This is a genomic window from Kribbella sp. NPDC051586 (assembly GCF_044453965.1).
In the GTDB taxonomy this organism is placed as follows: Bacteria; Actinomycetota; Actinomycetes; order Propionibacteriales; family Kribbellaceae; genus Kribbella.
In genome coordinates, this window is the sequence record NZ_JBITDF010000003.1 from 409,975 (window position 1) to 425,532 (window position 15,558).

At 69.3% G+C, this 15,558-nt stretch carries 15 protein-coding genes; 12 read left to right on the forward strand and 3 right to left on the reverse strand.

Annotation, left to right across the window (positions count from 1 at the left end):
- The first annotated feature begins 130 nt into the window (after positions 1 to 130).
- From ACIA58_RS20855 to ACIA58_RS20875, 5 genes are all read left to right on the forward strand, one after another.
- Complete coding sequence (locus tag ACIA58_RS20855; protein ID WP_396405372.1) at positions 131 to 1,078, forward strand: type IV toxin-antitoxin system AbiEi family antitoxin domain-containing protein; 948 nt, start codon at positions 131 to 133, stop codon at positions 1,076 to 1,078.
- A gap of 161 nt (positions 1,079 to 1,239) precedes the next feature.
- Positions 1,240 to 2,352: a winged helix DNA-binding domain-containing protein gene (locus tag ACIA58_RS20860; RefSeq protein WP_396405373.1), complete on the forward strand. Its 1,113-nt coding sequence runs from the start codon at positions 1,240 to 1,242 to the stop codon at positions 2,350 to 2,352.
- Positions 2,353 to 2,539: 187 nt separating this feature from the next.
- Positions 2,540 to 3,733 (forward strand): methionine adenosyltransferase, encoded by a 1,194-nt coding sequence (gene metK, locus ACIA58_RS20865; protein ID WP_396405374.1) that lies wholly within the window; start codon positions 2,540 to 2,542, stop codon positions 3,731 to 3,733.
- Between the two features lie 86 nt (positions 3,734 to 3,819).
- Positions 3,820 to 5,847, forward strand: coding sequence for a primosomal protein N' (locus ACIA58_RS20870; protein WP_396405375.1), 2,028 nt, complete (start codon positions 3,820 to 3,822; stop codon positions 5,845 to 5,847).
- Between the two features lie 3 nt (positions 5,848 to 5,850).
- Positions 5,851 to 6,420, forward strand: coding sequence for a dienelactone hydrolase family protein (locus ACIA58_RS20875; protein WP_396405376.1), 570 nt, complete (start codon positions 5,851 to 5,853; stop codon positions 6,418 to 6,420).
- Positions 6,421 to 6,424: 4 nt separating this feature from the next.
- Here ACIA58_RS20875 and ACIA58_RS20880 read toward each other — a convergent pair whose 3' ends face one another.
- Complete coding sequence (locus tag ACIA58_RS20880; protein WP_396405377.1) at positions 6,425 to 7,417, reverse strand: ArsR/SmtB family transcription factor; 993 nt, start codon at positions 7,415 to 7,417, stop codon at positions 6,425 to 6,427.
- A gap of 65 nt (positions 7,418 to 7,482) precedes the next feature.
- Between ACIA58_RS20880 and ACIA58_RS20885 the strand changes: the two genes are divergently transcribed.
- The 3 genes from ACIA58_RS20885 (at position 7,483) to ACIA58_RS20895 (ending at position 9,981) form a co-directional block, all read left to right on the forward strand.
- Entirely contained in the window at positions 7,483 to 8,694 is a 1,212-nt protein-coding gene (locus ACIA58_RS20885) for an MDR family MFS transporter (protein WP_396405378.1), read from the forward strand.
- 117 nt (positions 8,695 to 8,811) lie between these two features.
- Complete coding sequence (locus tag ACIA58_RS20890; protein WP_396405379.1) at positions 8,812 to 9,420, forward strand: HAD family hydrolase; 609 nt, start codon at positions 8,812 to 8,814, stop codon at positions 9,418 to 9,420.
- A gap of 18 nt (positions 9,421 to 9,438) precedes the next feature.
- Positions 9,439 to 9,981: a DUF1707 domain-containing protein gene (locus ACIA58_RS20895; protein WP_396405380.1), complete on the forward strand. Its 543-nt coding sequence runs from the start codon at positions 9,439 to 9,441 to the stop codon at positions 9,979 to 9,981.
- 6 nt (positions 9,982 to 9,987) lie between these two features.
- Here ACIA58_RS20895 and ACIA58_RS20900 read toward each other — a convergent pair whose 3' ends face one another.
- The gene (locus tag ACIA58_RS20900) at positions 9,988 to 11,127 is read right to left on the reverse strand and encodes a hypothetical protein (RefSeq protein WP_396406497.1); all 1,140 of its coding nucleotides are present in this window, start codon (positions 11,125 to 11,127) and stop codon (positions 9,988 to 9,990) included.
- Complete coding sequence (locus ACIA58_RS20905; RefSeq protein ID WP_396405381.1) at positions 11,127 to 12,218, reverse strand: C39 family peptidase; 1,092 nt, start codon at positions 12,216 to 12,218, stop codon at positions 11,127 to 11,129. The genes ACIA58_RS20900 and ACIA58_RS20905 overlap by 1 nt, the downstream gene beginning before the upstream one ends.
- Positions 12,219 to 12,222: 4 nt before the next feature.
- Between ACIA58_RS20905 and ACIA58_RS20910 the strand changes: the two genes are divergently transcribed.
- From ACIA58_RS20910 to ACIA58_RS20925, 4 genes are all read left to right on the forward strand, one after another.
- A complete protein-coding gene (locus tag ACIA58_RS20910; protein ID WP_396405382.1) occupies positions 12,223 to 12,423 on the forward strand; it encodes a hypothetical protein in 201 nt (66 codons plus the stop codon).
- 240 nt (positions 12,424 to 12,663) lie between these two features.
- Positions 12,664 to 13,212 (forward strand): peptide deformylase, encoded by a 549-nt coding sequence (gene def / locus ACIA58_RS20915; RefSeq protein WP_396405383.1) that lies wholly within the window; start codon positions 12,664 to 12,666, stop codon positions 13,210 to 13,212.
- A complete protein-coding gene (gene fmt / locus ACIA58_RS20920; RefSeq protein ID WP_396405384.1) occupies positions 13,209 to 14,141 on the forward strand; it encodes a methionyl-tRNA formyltransferase in 933 nt (310 codons plus the stop codon). The genes def and fmt overlap by 4 nt, the downstream gene beginning before the upstream one ends.
- Complete coding sequence (locus ACIA58_RS20925) at positions 14,138 to 15,544, forward strand: RsmB/NOP family class I SAM-dependent RNA methyltransferase (protein WP_396405385.1); 1,407 nt, start codon at positions 14,138 to 14,140, stop codon at positions 15,542 to 15,544. Before fmt ends, ACIA58_RS20925 begins: the two co-directional genes overlap by 4 nt.
- The last annotated feature ends 14 nt before the right edge of the window (positions 15,545 to 15,558 follow it).

Genomic DNA, 15,558 nt, shown 5'->3' on the forward strand with positions numbered 1-15,558 from the left:
CCGCGTGCCCGTTCGCAGTCGGCATACGTGGGATGAACCGACCATTTCAAGGGTCAACCTCTGAAATGTGTTATCCACAGAACGGCGAATCCCGGTTCCGCGGAGTGGGCGCCGCGCCGATGCTGGCGGGGTGAACCAGAAACTCAGACTCGTGGCGGAACAGCAGCGCGGTGTCTTCAGTCGGCAGCAGGCACTGCGCTGTGGCTACACGCCGAAGCAGATTCGTGCGCGACTGAACGACGGTCGGTGGCTTCGAATCCGCCACGGACAGTACGCCGAGCCGCTTGATCTGACCGCCCTCGAACCGTGGAGCCGGAGTCGACTGGAGCACCTCCAGTTGGTTCATGCCGTCGTCAATTCCCGCAGGCGTAGCAGCGTTGTGGTCAGTCATCAGTCTGCGCTGGCCTTGCATGGGCTGCCGCTGTGGGGGCTCGACCTCGGCCGGGCCCACATCACCCGGCAGGACGAGACGGTCAGCGGGACTGTCGCAGGTGTCCACTGCCACGCAGGCGGATTGGTGGACGCCGACCTGACCGACGCGGACGGACTCGCATCGACGACTGTTGCTCGGGCGGTCTTCGAGACTGCTTGTACGACGTCCTTCGAGGCTGCCGTCGTGGCCTTCGACGCGGCCTTGCGCGATCACTCGATCAGCGAGGACGACGTACGCCGCCTTGTTGACGTGACGCAGTACTGGCCCGGGAGCCCGACGGCGCGCGCTGCCCTGAATTTCGGCGATGCGCGCTCGGAATCCGTCGGAGAATCCCGGCTTCGTGTGCTGATGTCGAACAACGAATTGCCCGCCCCTGAGCTCCAGGTCGAGTTTCACGACATCCGCGGGTTCGTTGCCCGGGTCGACTTCTTCTTTCCCCAGTTCTCCACCGTGGTCGAGTTCGACGGGAGGCTGAAGTACGCGGAGGCGGCAGGCGACGTACTCGTGCAGGAGAAGGTCCGCGAAGACCGTTTGCGAGCGTTGGGTCTCCAGGTGGTACGGGCCGGCTGGGTGGACTTCAACCGACCGGACCGGCTGTTGACCAGTATCCGGGACGCGTTCGTCCGCGCCCGCCAAGCCGCCTGACCAAAAGCCTTTGAGGGGTGAACCTCTGAACTTGTCCGTTCCTGAGGCGGATACGGCTGGCGAACGGGCATCGGAAAGGGTTCACCTCTCAAATGGGAGCAGGGGAGCGAGGGGTGAGGAAGAGGTCAGAAGCTGTCCGCTTTGCGTACTAGCGTGGGCGTATGGAGATCACGTGGGACGCGGTTGTTGCGCGGCGGATGTGGCGGCACGGGTTGGTGGAGGCGTTCAGTGCGCCGGTCGACGCCGTGCGGGCGATGTGCGGGGCGCATGCGCAGATCGCGACGGCGGGGGAGGCGTCGGTGGCGTTGCGCGTCGGAGGGGCGACGCGGGCGACCGTGCAGGGCGACGAGGAGCTCGTGAAGACGTTCGGGCCGCGTGGGACCGTGCACTTGTTGCCGCTCGAGGACCTGCCGATGTGGACCGGTGCGTTGTCGGCCTTGCCGTCGGCCGGCAGCCAGCCGGAGCCGATCCGGATGTCCCCGGACGAGGTCGACCAGGTGATCGTCGCCATCGGGGAGGCGCTCGCGCACGACGACCTGACCGTCGACGAGCTGACCGAGGAAGTCGTACGGCGGACCGGGGCGTGGGCACGGGAGCCGACGATCCCCGCCTTCCAGGGCGCGTGGGCGCGGTGGCGGCAGGCGACCTCGGTCGCGGCGAACGCCGGCGTGCTCTGCCACGGTCCGATGCGCGGCCGGCTGATGACCTACGCGAACCCGCACCGCCTTCGCCCCTTCGAGCCGCTGCCGGCCGACAAGGCGATGACCGAACTCCTGCACCGCTACCTGTACTCGTACGGTCCAGCGACCCCGCAGCAGTTCGCACGCTGGCTGAGCACTACGCCGACCAGGGTCAAGCCGTACTTCGCCGATCTGCCGCACGCGAAGCTGGCAGACCATACCGTATGGTATGCCCCAGGTGACGGTGACTTCCCGGACGAGCGGGCCGAGGGCGTGCGGTTGCTGCCGTACTTCGACGCGTACGGCGTCGGCAGCTACCCGAGAGAGCTGCTCTTCCCCGGCAAGGTGTTCGACCGGGCGACCGCCCGCGGGCAGGCCGGCAACTACCCCCTGCTGCTCGTCGACGGCATCGTCGGTGGTGTCTGGCACCAGAAGAAGGCGGGCCGGACGCTGCGCGTCACAGTCGAGGCGCTGAGGCCGCTCAACCGGCGCCGCCGCACACTGCTCGACGCCGAGGTGGATCGGCTGGGCGAGATCCTCGGAGGTGCGCCGTCGCTCACACTCGGCGACGTGACGGTCGGCGCCCACGCCTGAAAGCGAGCCAACCGCCCAGCATATGATCACTGATCTCATATTCCGGATGAATTCGGAGCGTCACCGGGACGTGGGTGGAAACTGCTGGCATACTGCCCAAGATGCATCGCCAACCGTCGGTGCATGGGGGGACCGTGCGACAGTGGGGAACGGTCGTGCGGCACGAGAGGAATCCGAGGGAGAACCTGTGGCGAGGCGCCTTTTCACGTCCGAGTCCGTGACCGAGGGTCACCCGGACAAGATCGCTGACCAGATCAGCGACTCCATCCTCGACGCGTTGCTGGCCGAGGACCCGAAGAGCCGCGTGGCGGTCGAGACCCTGATCACCACGGGTCTGGTCGTCGTCGCGGGCGAGGTCACCACGACGGCGTACGTCGATATCCCCGGGATCGTGCGATCGCGCATCCTGGAGATCGGCTACGACTCGTCCTTGAAGGGCTTCGACGGTGCGTCCTGTGGGGTGCAGGTCGCCATCGGCAGCCAGTCGCCGGACATCGCACAGGGTGTCGACACGGCGTACGAGACGCGCTCGTCCGCGTCCGAGGACGCGCTGGACCTGCAGGGGGCAGGCGACCAGGGGCTGATGTTCGGCTACGCGTCCAACGAGACGCCGGAGCTGATGCCGCTGCCGATCACGATCGCGCACCGGCTGTCCGAGCGGCTGTCCGAGGTCCGCAAGAACGGCACGCTGGCCTACCTGCGGCCGGACGGCAAGACCCAGGTCACGGTCGAGTACGACGGTGACAAGGCGGTCCGGATCGACACCGTGGTGGTGTCCAGCCAGCACGCGGCGGACATCAACCTCGACTCGATGCTGACGCCGGACATCAAGAAGCACGTCGTCGACCCGGTGCTCGAGCAGTTCGACATCGATTCGACCGACTACAAGCTGCTGGTGAACCCGACCGGCCGGTTCGAGATCGGCGGCCCGATGGGCGACGCCGGGCTGACCGGGCGCAAGATCATCATCGACACCTACGGCGGGATGGCGCGGCACGGCGGTGGCGCGTTCTCCGGCAAGGACCCGTCGAAGGTGGACCGGTCGGCGGCGTACGCGATGCGCTGGGTGGCGAAGAACATCGTCGCCGCGGGGCTCGCGGACCGGGTCGAGTGCCAGGTCGCGTACGCGATCGGCAAGGCCGCGCCGGTCGGCTTCTACGTGGACACGTTCGGGACCGAGAAGGTGCCGGTGGCCAAGATCGCCGACGCGGTGCGCGAGGTGTTCGACCTCCGGCCGGCCGCGATCATCCGCGACCTGGACCTGCTCCGGCCGATCTACGCCCAGACCGCCCGCAACGGCCACTTCGGCCGGACCGGTGAGGACTTCACCTGGGAGCACACCGACCGCGTCGAAGCCCTCAAGGCCGCGGTCAACAAGTAGTCAACAAGTAGTCAACAAGTAGTAGTTGTCCACAGGGGACGGCAGTGCGTCAGCGCACTGTCGTCCCCTACGACTAGCATTTCCCGGTGACATCGGACTCGCCGGAGCAACTCACGCTGCTGCGGGACACCGTGCGCAAATCCCGGACCAAGGAGCCGGCCGAGATTACCGAGACGTTGCCGGTGGCCCGGATCGCGGTCGATGTCTCGCTCCCGCATCTGGACCGGCCGTTCGACTACCTCGTTCCCGACGACATGGCCTCGGCGGCCCAGTCGGGCGCCCGGGTGAAGGTCCGGTTCGCCGGCAAGGATCTCGACGGGTTCGTGCTGGAGCGGCTCGAGGAGTCCGATCACGACGGCAAGCTGATGAGGCTGCGCAAGGTCGTGTCGCCCGAGCGCGTGCTGACGCCGGAGGTCGCGGACCTGTGTCGTGCGGTCGCCGATCGGTACGCCGGGGTGCTCGCGGACGTGACTCGGCTGGCTGTCCCGCCGCGGCATGCGAAGGTCGAGGGCGAGCCGCTGCGGTGCGATCAGCCGCCGCGTCCGCCGGTGTCGACGTCACGCTCGGAGTGGTCGGCGTACCCGGCTGGATTCCTCGACGCGATCGCCCGGGCGGAGTCGCCGCGCGCGGTGTGGACCGCCGTACCGGGAGCTGACTGGGCGCTCGCGTTCGCGCAGGCCGCGGCGGTGTGCGCGGCGTCCGGGCGCGGAGCGTTGTTGCTGGCGCCGGACGCGCGGGATCTGGAGCGGTTGGCTGCTGCGTGTACCGCGGTGCTGGGGGAGTCGGGGTTCGTCACGTTGTCGGCGGATCTGGGGCCGACAGCTCGGTATCGGGCGTTCCTGGCCGCGTTGCACGGGTGCGCGCGGGTCGTGATCGGGACGCGAGCGGCCGCGTTCGCACCGGTTGCGGATCTCGGGCTGGTGGCGATGTGGGACGACGGCGACGAGTCGTACGCCGAGCCGCGCGCGCCGTACCCGCATGCGCGCGAGGTCCTGCTGCTGCGTGCCTTCCGGCAGAACTGCGCGGCCGTGCTCGGTGGGTTCGCGCGGTCCGCGGAGGCGGCGGCGTTGATCGAGTCCGGGTTCGCGCACGAGCTGATCGCGGACCGGAAGGTGATCCGCGCGGCGGCGCCGTCGGTGCACATCGCGGGCGAGTCCGATATCGAGCTGGCGCGTGATCCTCAGGCGCGGGCGGCGCGGCTGCCGCACCGGGTGTTCGAGATCGCGCGGGACGGGCTGCGGTCCGGCCCGGTGCTGGTGCAGGTGCCGCGGGCCGGGTATCTGCCGAGCCTGGTGTGCCAGACGTGCCGGGCGCCGTCGCGATGCGCGACCTGTGGCGGGACGTTGCGTCGTACCGGGGGAGCCGGGCCGGCGAGCTGCAGCGTCTGTGGGCGACCGGCGGCCGATCACCGCTGCCCGGAGTGCGGCGACACCAGGATGCGGGCGGCGATCGTGGGCGCGCGTCGTACGGCGGAGGAGTTGGGGCGGGCGTTCCCCGGTGTCGTGGTGCGTACGTCGGGGGGCGACAACATGCTCGACGTCGTACCGGACACGCCGGCGCTCATCGTCACCACGCCAGGCGCCGAGCCGGTGGCCGAGGGAGGGTATGCCGCGGCGCTTCTGCTCGACACCTGGCTGATGCTCGCCCGCCAGGACCTCCGAGCTCCGGAAGAAGCAGTGCGCCGGTGGTTCAACGCGGCCGCGCTGGTCCGATCGGCCCGCGACGGCGGCACCGTCATCCTCGTCGGCGACCCGTCCGCGCTTCCGCTGCAGGCGATCGTCCGATGGAGCCCCGAAGGCTACGCAACCCGCGAGATCGAAGAACGCCGTGCAGCCCGCCTGGCCCCCGCCGCCAAACTGGCCGAGCTCACCGGCCCGTCGGAGTCCGTCAACGACCTCATCACCCGCCTCCGCGACCTGGTCCCCCCATCCGCCGGCCTGGAGGTGCTGGGCCCGGTAGACCTGGACGACGAAACCGTCCGAGCCGTAGTCCGCACCCCCCGCCAACACGGCCCAACCCTCGTCCGCTCCCTCAAAGAATCCCAATCAGCCCGCACCACCAAGAAGAACCCCGGCACAGTCCGAGTCCAGGTAGACCCGCCGAGCTTCGGATAGCCGATGGACATCGTCCTGTTCCATTCCATGTGGGGTCTGCGGCCGGTGGAGGCGGCCGCGGCCGAGCGGCTGCGGTCGTTGGGTTACGAGGTCTTGTTGCCTGACCTGTTCGGTGGCCGGACCGTTCCAGCTGAGCTCGAGGCGGGCTTCGCGTTGATGGAGGAGATCGGCTGGTCGACGATCACCGGACGGGCGTACGACGCGTTGTCCCGGGTGGCCGACGATGCCGCGCTGATCGGGTTCTCGATGGGCGTCGGCGTGATCGGTCAGGTCTGGTCCGACCGGCTTGGCGCGGCGGCGGTCGCCTGTCTCCACGCCCCGGCCGCGGTCCCGCCGGGCGTCCGCCCCGGCACGCCTGTGCAACTGCATTACGCGGCGGGCGACCGTTTCGCCCCGCCGGAGCAGGTAACGGAGTTCCGCCGCAGCGCGGAGGCCGCCGCCGCGGTCGCGCTGATCCGCGAGTACGAAGGCGCCGGTCACTACTTCACCGACGAATCGCACCCCGACTACTCCGCGGCCGCGGCGTCCGGCGCCTGGAGCGACCTGCTGAACATGCTCGAATCAGTGCGCTGATCCGTCACGGACAGGTGGAGGCGGCCATGGGGGCGGCAGCGAGGAGTTGGTGGCCGAGGGGTGTGCGGTGGTAGAGGACAGCGCGGCCGTCGCGGCGGGAATCGACTACGCCGGCGTTGCGGAGGATGCTGAGGTGGACGCTCAGGGTCGGAGCCGAGACGCCTAGCTGGTGGGCCAGGTGGGTCGTGGACATCGGGAGGTCGAGGTGGCCGACGATGGCGGCTCGGGTGCGGCCGACGAGGTCCGCCAGGGGTGAGTCCGTGGTGTCCAGGCGGTCCTCCCACAGGCGCCCGAGGCCGCGCGGCGGGTAGGTGATCGTGGGCACGTGCGGCGCGCACGTCACCGCCAACCCGGCGGGCCACGTGAATACGCAGGGCACGAGCAGCAGGCCCTGTCCGGCCGTTGGTTCGCCGTCGCAGGTGTACGGCCGGTCGATCTCGACGCGGTCGCCGCGGTAGCAGATCGACGGATGCAGATTGCGGAACAGCCGCTCGATCCCGCCACTGGCAAGCTCATCGAGCCGGAACGCCAGGTCCTCCTGCAGCAGGGACCGCATCCGCCGCCAGTCCGGCTCGATCGCCCGCCGCCAGTACCTCTCCAGCGCCGATGTGATCAACTCCAGCGCCTTCGCCGGCTGAGCGATCAGCTCTGGCAGCAGCGGATGCGGCGTGTCGTGCTGCAGCTTCCCGAGCTCGTCCACCACCAGCTCGTACGGCGTTGCCGCGATGGCGGCCAGCCCCGACTCGAAGCTCGTCGACCGCCGCGGCGGCGCCGGCGTCAGGAAGTCGGGGATGTACCCGTACGACGGGATGAGTGCCCTGAGCAACGTCAGGTCGTCGCCCTCGATCGTCGGCCGGACCTTCTGCAGCCACGGGCCGTGCACACTGCGCGCGGTGTTGTTGCTCAGCGCCCGCACGCTCGTCACGGCCTCCCACACCGGCGACAGCGCGAACCGGATCCGCCCGACGTCCCCGGCGTTCAGCCTGATCGTGATCACCCGCCCAAGATTAGTCCTGACCCTAATCATCGACAATGGCCAATCCGGACCCGAGAGTTGATCCCATGAGCGCAGTAGCCGTCGGCAGTCCGCCCCACACCGCCCTCCCGCGGGCTTTCTGGGCGCTGTGGGTGTGCCAGCTGGTGAACCGGCTCGGCAGCTTCGTCCAACCGTTCCTCGTCCTCTACCTCACCCACGACCGTCACCTCTCGGCCGGTACGGCGGGAGCGGTCGCGGCCGCTGTCGGCGCCGGGACCGTGTGCGCGCAACTCGTCGGCGGCTGGCTGGCCGACCGGGTCGGACGCCGGGTGACCATGCTGGTCTGCTTCTTCGGCACCGGCGCCGCGCTGATCCTGCTCGGCTCCAGCCGCTCGATGGCGCTGATCTGGGTGACCGCCTTCCTGGTCGGTCTCCTCGGCGACCTGTTCCGCCCGGCGGTGCAGGCGACGGTCGCGGACCTGCTGCAGCCGACCGAACGGGTCCGCGCGTACGGCTTGCTGTTCTGGGCCATCAACCTCGGCTTCTCCGTCTCGACCGTCAGCGCGGGCGTCCTGGCGTCCTTCGGCTACGGCCTGCTGTTCTGGGTGAACGCCGCGACGTCGGTGATCGCCGGCCTGGTCATCTGGCTGATGGTGCCGGAGAGTCGCCCGGCCCCCGAGGACAACTCGGTACGCCGCGCGCTGCTGCCCGTCGTCGTACGCGACACCGTGTTCCTGCTGATGATCCTGATCCAGATCGGCTACGCGACGATCTACATGCAGGGCTACTCGACCCTCCCGCTGGCGATGTCGGACGACGGCCTGTCGTCGCGGACGTACGGTCTGGTGATCGCGCTCAACGGCGTGGTGATCGTGCTCGTCCAGCCGTTCCTCGGCAAGTGGTACGTCAAGCTCGACCGGCCGAAGCTGCTCGCGGCGTCGATGCTCGTGGTCGGCCTCGGCTTCGGGGTGGGCGCGGTCGTACACAGCTGGTGGGGGTACGCGTTGTCGGTCGTGGTGTGGACGATCGGGGAGATCGGGTTCGCCGCGGTGATCGGCGCGGTGTTCGCCGACCTCGCGCCGATCGATCTGCGCGGCCGCTACATGGGTCTGTCCGGGATGGCGTTCGGCGTCGGCACCGTGATCGGCCCGCTGGCCGGCACCAACGCCCTCGAGCACCTCGGCCCCGCCGCCACCTGGCTCGGCTGCGCGGTACTTGGTGTGGCGATCTTCATCGGGCAGTACTCGCTGGCTCCGGCGCTCCACGCCCGCGCCGCAGCAAACGCGGCGACCGCATGAGGTGGGCGGTCGCGACCGTCACCACGTCGACCGCGTCCGCAACCCACACAGCGTGGTCGAGTGAGGCAGGGTGAAGGCCGCCGCGCCGTTCTCACCGAGTCTCGTAGGGTGGCGGACATGACGATCGACGCGGTGGTGTTCGACATCGGCGGGGTGCTGCTGGACTGGAGCCCGAACTACCTCTACGCCGACCTGATTCCTGACGAGGAACAGCGGTCGCACTTCCTGACCAACGTGGCCACGCCGGCCTGGAACCACAAGCAGGACGAAGGACGCCCGTGGGCCGAGGCGGTTGCGGAGCTGATCGGCTTGCACCCGGAGCACTCCGAGTGGATCGAGGCGTACGACACCGGCTGGCTGAAGATGGTCAGGGGCGTCTTCGAGGACACGGCCGCGGTACTCACCGAGATCCAGGCGCTCGGCCTCCCGACGTACGCGTTGACGAACTTCTCCGGGGACAAGTGGGAGGTGGCCAAGGACGCGTTCCCGATCCTGACCCGCTTCGACGGCGAGGTCGTCTCCGGGGTCGAGCAGACGGCGAAGCCGGACGAGAAGATCTACCGGATCCTCATCGACCGCTTCGGTCTGGACCCGGCCCGCACCTTCTACACCGACGACATGGCGTACAACGTCGACGGTGCTCGCGCGGTCGGCCTCGACGCCGAGGTCTTCACCGGCGCCGACGACCTGCGCACGCAACTCCGCGCCCGCGGTCTGGCCGTGTAGCGGTACTACAGTGGTTTGGTGACATCCGTACCTGGAGACCGCTCGCCCGCAATCGGTGACGTGGATCGCGACACCGCCGTGCGACGCGTGCAGGAGGCTTATACGGACGGGATCCTCACCCACGACGAGATGGACGCACGGCTGCACCAGGTGCTCAGCGCCAGGACCCGGCAGGACATCCAGCGGGCCCTGGCCTCGCTGCCGGCCCCGGACCCGGGCCGCTCGGCGACCATCGGCGCGGCGTCCGGGCGGATCACCCGCGCCGGCGTCTGGCGGGTGCCGCGGAAGCTGAAGGTGCATTCCGCGTTCGGCCGGGTCCGGCTCGATCTGACCCGGGCGATCTTCGAGCACCAAGAGGTCGACATCGAGCTCAAACTCGGCACCGGCGGCGCGAAGATCCGGGTGCCGCGCAACGCGGTCGTCGAGCTCGAGGGTCTGCACACCACCTGGAAGGACTCGCAGTACAAGCCGCCGCGTCAGTCCAGCGGTACCGGTCCGCGGATCCGGATCACCGGGGCGGTCGGGTTCGGCAAGGTGCGGATCCGGCACGCGCGCTGGTAGCCGCTTTCAGACTGCCGCCGAGATCGTCTCGGTGTACGTCGGCGTGCTCGCGAGGTACGCCGCCTCGACGTACACGGTGTTGTCCTGACAGGTCATCGGGGTGAGCGCGACGCCGGGTTTGGCAGCGTACATGCGTTGCGGGGTGGTGAGACCGCGACGCCAGCGGTTGATCTGGTATCTCTCCTCGCCGGTCGAGCCGACGGTGCGGACCTCCCAGAGGATCCAGTTGCCGCAGGCAAGGATCGTGTCGGTGACGACGGTGCCGAGCGGCCGGGCGGGGGAGTCGCCGGACTCACGGACGTAGGCCTTGCTCTGGTACTGGTCGGGGTCATTGGCGGCGACCTCGGACCACACTGTCGAGCCGCCGATGGTGGCACCGCTCCACTGGATGCAGTTGGTTGCCGCGGGGACCGGTTGTGCTGTGCCTCTGGACAGGGATGCGGACAGGACGCGCTTGCAGCGGCCGGCGGTCTCGGGCGCGATGATCTCGCTGAAGGTGACGGTGTCGACGGACACGACCGGATCCGCGATGTAGCCTGGGGCGGCGACGCAGGTGACGGCGCGCGACTTCAGGGTCGCGAGGTCCGCGACGATGAGGCAGGAACGGTTCTTCGCGTCGGTGGAGCTGTAGGCGAAGGTGCCGTCGTACGCGCCGATCTCGGGTTCGGACACCGGCGGGAGTGTGGCGGGGCTTGTGCCCTTGCCGGTGGTCAGGTCGTAGCGGATCACCGTGATCTGCGGATCCGGGCCGTCGGAGCGGATGTCCTCGATCAGGGCCCAGTGGTCGTCGAGGACGACGGGGGACTGGGCGACGAAACCGGTCGCGGGGACGTGGTGGACGACGACCTTCTTGCTGGTGCGGTCGGTGATCGTCGTCGTACCGGCCTCGTCGCTTCCGCGGGTCACGACGTACCTGCGTTGCTGGGTGACGAGGTGCTGGCCGTCGACCGGTTGCCGCAGCACGTTCGCCCAGGCCGGGATCGCCGTACCGCTGTCCGTCGGCCGCCCCGGCGTGGTGATCGACGGCTTCGGCGTCGTTGTGGCTGGTGTCGGTGTTGGTGTTGGTGTGGTGGTCGGTTCGGTCGACGAGCAGCCGGCCACGACCAGGACGAGAAGGGTGCCTGCGGCAACCGTACGGCGACGCATCACAGCCCGATGTTCTTGAAGGAGTTGGCCAGGGTGGCGTTGAACAGTGCGCTCGCGGGAACGTTCCGCGGGCCGTCGGTGACGTTGCCGCGGCTGTTGAACCGGCGCTCGTTGAACACCTCGAAGATCGCGATCGTGCCGTTCGCCTTGTCGTAGCCGCGGCCGACCTGGTAGTGCCCGCTATGGTTGAAGGCGAGGTACGGGAAGTACCGCTTCAGCAGCTGCACGTGCTCGATCACCGGGGCCTTGTACACGCCGAGGTGCTTCTGGTGGACGGTGAAGAACGTCTGCGCGTTCCAGTCCGAGACGTTCTGCACGATGTAGGTGCCGGCGGACTTCGGCCACGCGGTCTTCACGTTGGTCTGCTTCACCATCGCGGAGATCGCCGTACCGCCGGTCGTCGAGCCGAGATCCTTGGCCCACGAGGCCTGCGTGTCCTTCTGGTTGTCGTCGGCCCAGTCGATCGACTGGAACGTCGCCGGCCCGCACCAGTACCCCTTCTCCTGCGAGGTCTGGAACCCCTTCATGATGTACGCCGAAGCCGGCGTCTTCACCGGAGCAGCCGGAGTCTGCGGAGGCGCAGGTTTGGACGGCCCGACCGTAGGAGCGGTACGAGTAGGCACCACCGTCGGCGTCGCCGTAGGGGTCGTCCCGGCTGCCGGTGCTTCCCCCAACCCTTCCTCGCTCGCCGGTGAGCCGCCCGGATTCTGCGGGTTCACCGGAGGTGTGTTCGCTGCGGCGAACTCGCGGAGTTCGCGGGCCTTCTCGCGGCCGCTCCAGGCGGCTTGCATCTCGTCGAGCTCGGCGGTGACCCGGGTGCTCTTCGGCATCGCGGCGCGTTCGGCGACGAGCGCGGCCGGGGTGAGATCGCCGGTCGCGATGTCCTGCTCGACCCCGACCTCGTCCGCCGCCCGCAGGCTGGGCGGGCTCACCAGTTCCTGCAGCTGAGCACCGGTCGGGACACGGTCGACGAACCCGAGTCCGAGGCAGTAGTTCTCCGTGTCGAGCTTGAAGCACCGCAGCATGGCCTCGGCCTGCTCGGACTCGTCCGCGGACCGCACCTGCAGATCACCCGGCGACGTCTCCGTCACCTGCTTGACCACCTCGCTCCACGACCGCGCCGTCGGCTCCGCGACCGGCTCACTCACGGTCGGCGCGCCCGTCGGCGTACTTGTGGGCGTACTTGTCGGTGTCGCGGAGGGATCCGCGGTAGGAGCAGACATCGGCGCCGAGGTGGGCGCAACAGACGCGGTCGCGCCGGCCGGAGGCCCGGAGTACCCGGGCTCGCGTGGTTGATAGGCCTGGGCAGTGAGGGGTGCCTGCGCAAGCAGTGCACCCAGGAGGATCAGAGTTGCCCCCCGTGCTGCAGTGAGCATTGGGTCTCCCGAGCGGCGTGTGACGGCAGTGACTGAGGGTACGCCTGAGACCACAGTACGTGCTTGTGGCAACAAACGGGAGGCCCCTCCCGTCCTGAATCCACCTGCCGGGCCAACTAGACTTGCCCGGTCCTGCCTGCTGGAACGCTGTGGAGAGTCTGTGTCGGTCCAACCCATCCGCCTGTTCGGCGACCCCGTGCTGATCACGAAGGCCGACCCGGTCGTCGACTTCGACGCCGAGCTGCGCCGCCTGGTCGCGGACCTCACCGACACCATGCAGGAGGCGCCCGGATCCGGGCTGGCCGCGCCGCAGATCGGCGTCGGGCTGCGGGTGTTCACGTACCACGTCGAGGGCGAGCTGGGCCACCTGATCAACCCCGAGCTGTCGCTGTCGGCCGACGAGCAGTTCGGCCCCGAGGGCTGCCTCTCGATCCCCGGCCTCGCCTTCGACTGCCGGCGCGCCCAGTCGGTGATCGCCAAGGGCTTCAACATGTACGGCGATCCCGTGGTGATCGAGGGCTCCGACCTGCTCGCCCGCTGCATCCAGCACGAGACCGACCACCTGGACGGCATCCTGTTCGTCGACCGGCTCGACCGGGAGACCCGCAAGCTGGCGATGAAGGCGATCCGCGAAGCCGACTGGTCCGGCCTGAGCGGCCCACCCCAGCTCAAGGTCTCACCCCACCCCACGAACGGATTCGGACTGTGAGAGTCGTCTTCGCCGGTACGCCGGAACCAGCCGTCACCGCACTCGAGGCGATCGTTGCCAGCCGCCACGAGCTTGTCGGCGTCGTCACCCGCCCGGATGCGCCAGCCGGGCGTGGACGGAAGTTGGTCGCCTCACCGGTCGCGCAGTACGCCGAGGAGCTCGGCGGGATCGAGATCCTGAAGCCGGTCAAGCCGAGCGACCCGGAGTTCCTGGCCCGGATGCGGGAGATCGCGCCGGACTGCTGCCCGGTCGTCGCGTACGGCGGACTGCTGCCCCAGGCCGCGCTCGACATCCCGCAGCACGGCTGGGTCAACCTGCACTTCTCGGTGCTGCCCGCGTGGCGTGGGGCCGCGCCGGTGCAGCACTCGATCATCGCGGGCGACGACGTCACCGGCGCGAGCACGTTCCGGATCGTGAAGGCGCTCGACGCCGGCCCGGTGTTCGGCGTACTCACCGAGCCGATCGGGCCCTCGGACACATCGGGCGACCTGCTGCATCGGCTGGCCGTGTCGGGTTCGAAGCTCCTGGTCGACACGCTGGACGGGATCGAGGCCGGCGTGCTGGAGGCCCGGGAGCAGCCGGCCGACGGTGTGACACTCGCGCCGAAGATCACGGTCGAGGATGCCGAGCTGGATCTGAGTGCGCCGGCGCAACGGGTGGACCGGTTGGTGCGCGGGTGCAATCCGGCTCCGGGGGCGTGGACGACGTTCCGGGGCGAGCGGTTGAAGGTCCTCGCCGTACGGCTGACCGACGACGAGCTCAAGCCCGGCGAGCTGCAGGCGACGAAGTCGAGCGTGACGGTTGGCACCGGGAGCCGCGCGGTCGAGTTGGTCACGGTGCAGCCGCAGGGCAAGAAGCCGATGGCCGCAGCCGACTGGGCTCGCGGTATCCGCCTCACCGATGAGGACGTGCTGGGGCCGTCCGCGTGAGCGATCGGTCTCCTCGTAACCGCGCCCCGCAGGTCCGGCCGGATCGGGTCCGCCGGGTTGCGTACCAGGTCATCCGCCAGGTGACGAGCGAAGGCGCGTACGCGAACCTCGCACTGAACAAGGCGCTCCGGGAGGCCCGGCTGTCGGGGCGTGATGCCGCGTTCTGCACCGAGCTCGTGCACGGGACGTTGCGTTGGCAGGGCACGTACGACGCGTTCCTGGCGCGGAGCGTCTCGCGACCACTCGCGGACCTCGACCCCGAGCTCCTCGACCTCCTCCGCCTCGGCACACACCAACTCGTCAACATGCGAGTCGACTCGTATGCCGCGGTGAACGAGATGGTCACCCTGACCAGATCCGAGCTCGGCCAGAAGCGGACCGGCCTCGTCAACGCCGTACTCCGCAAAATCAGCCAACGCTCACTGGACCAGTGGATCTCCACAGTCGCTCCCCAGGACGACCCCCTCGGCTACCTGGCAATTGCTGAAGCACATCCCCGCTGGGTCATCGAGGCCTTCGACCGAGCTCTCACTGATGGGCCTGGCGCCGCCCCATCGGGAGACGCGGCGGTCGAGCTGGAGCATTTGCTTGCCGCTGACAACGATCCTCCGCGGGTGACGCTGGTCGCCCGTCCTGGGCTGGCTGACGTGGACGAGCTGGTTGCCGCGGGAGCGGTCGCCGCGCGGTGGTCGGCGTACGGGGCTGTGCTTGAGGGTGGGGGCGATCCGGGGCGGATCGGGGCGGTTGCCACCGGGCGGGCCGGCGTACAGGACGAAGGGTCGCAGTTGGTGGCGATCGCGTTGGCCTCGGCGAAGGTTGACGGCGACGACGCCGAGTGGCTGGACCTGTGTGCGGGGCCGGGCGGGAAGTCGGCGTTGCTTGCGGCGCTTGTGCAGCAGCGGGACGGGCAGCTGACCGCGGTTGAGCCGCTCAAGCACCGCGCCGAACTGGTCCGCTCGAACCTGCGGGCGATCCCCGGCAACCACAAGGTGCTGGTCGGCGACGGGACCAAGCCGACCTGGCCGGACGGCTCGTTCGACCGGGTGCTCGCCGACGTGCCTTGCAGCGGACTCGGTGCGCTGCGGCGTCGACCGGAGGCCCGCTGGCGCCGTACGCCGGAAGACGTCGTCGAGCTGCGTCCGCTCCAGGAGGCCCTGCTCGACTCCGCGATCACCTCGGTCCGTCCGGGCGGGGTGGTCGCATACGTGACCTGCTCACCTCATCCCGACGAGACTCGTGCCGTCGTCGACGCCGTACTGGGTCGGCGCGACGACGCGTCCCTCGAGGATGCGCGGCCGCTGTTCCCCGACGTGCCGGATCTGGGCGACGGCCCGGACGTCCAGCTCTGGCCGCACCTGCACGGCACCGACGCGATGTACCTGGCGCTGATCCGCCGGTCATAATGCGGACCTGCTGT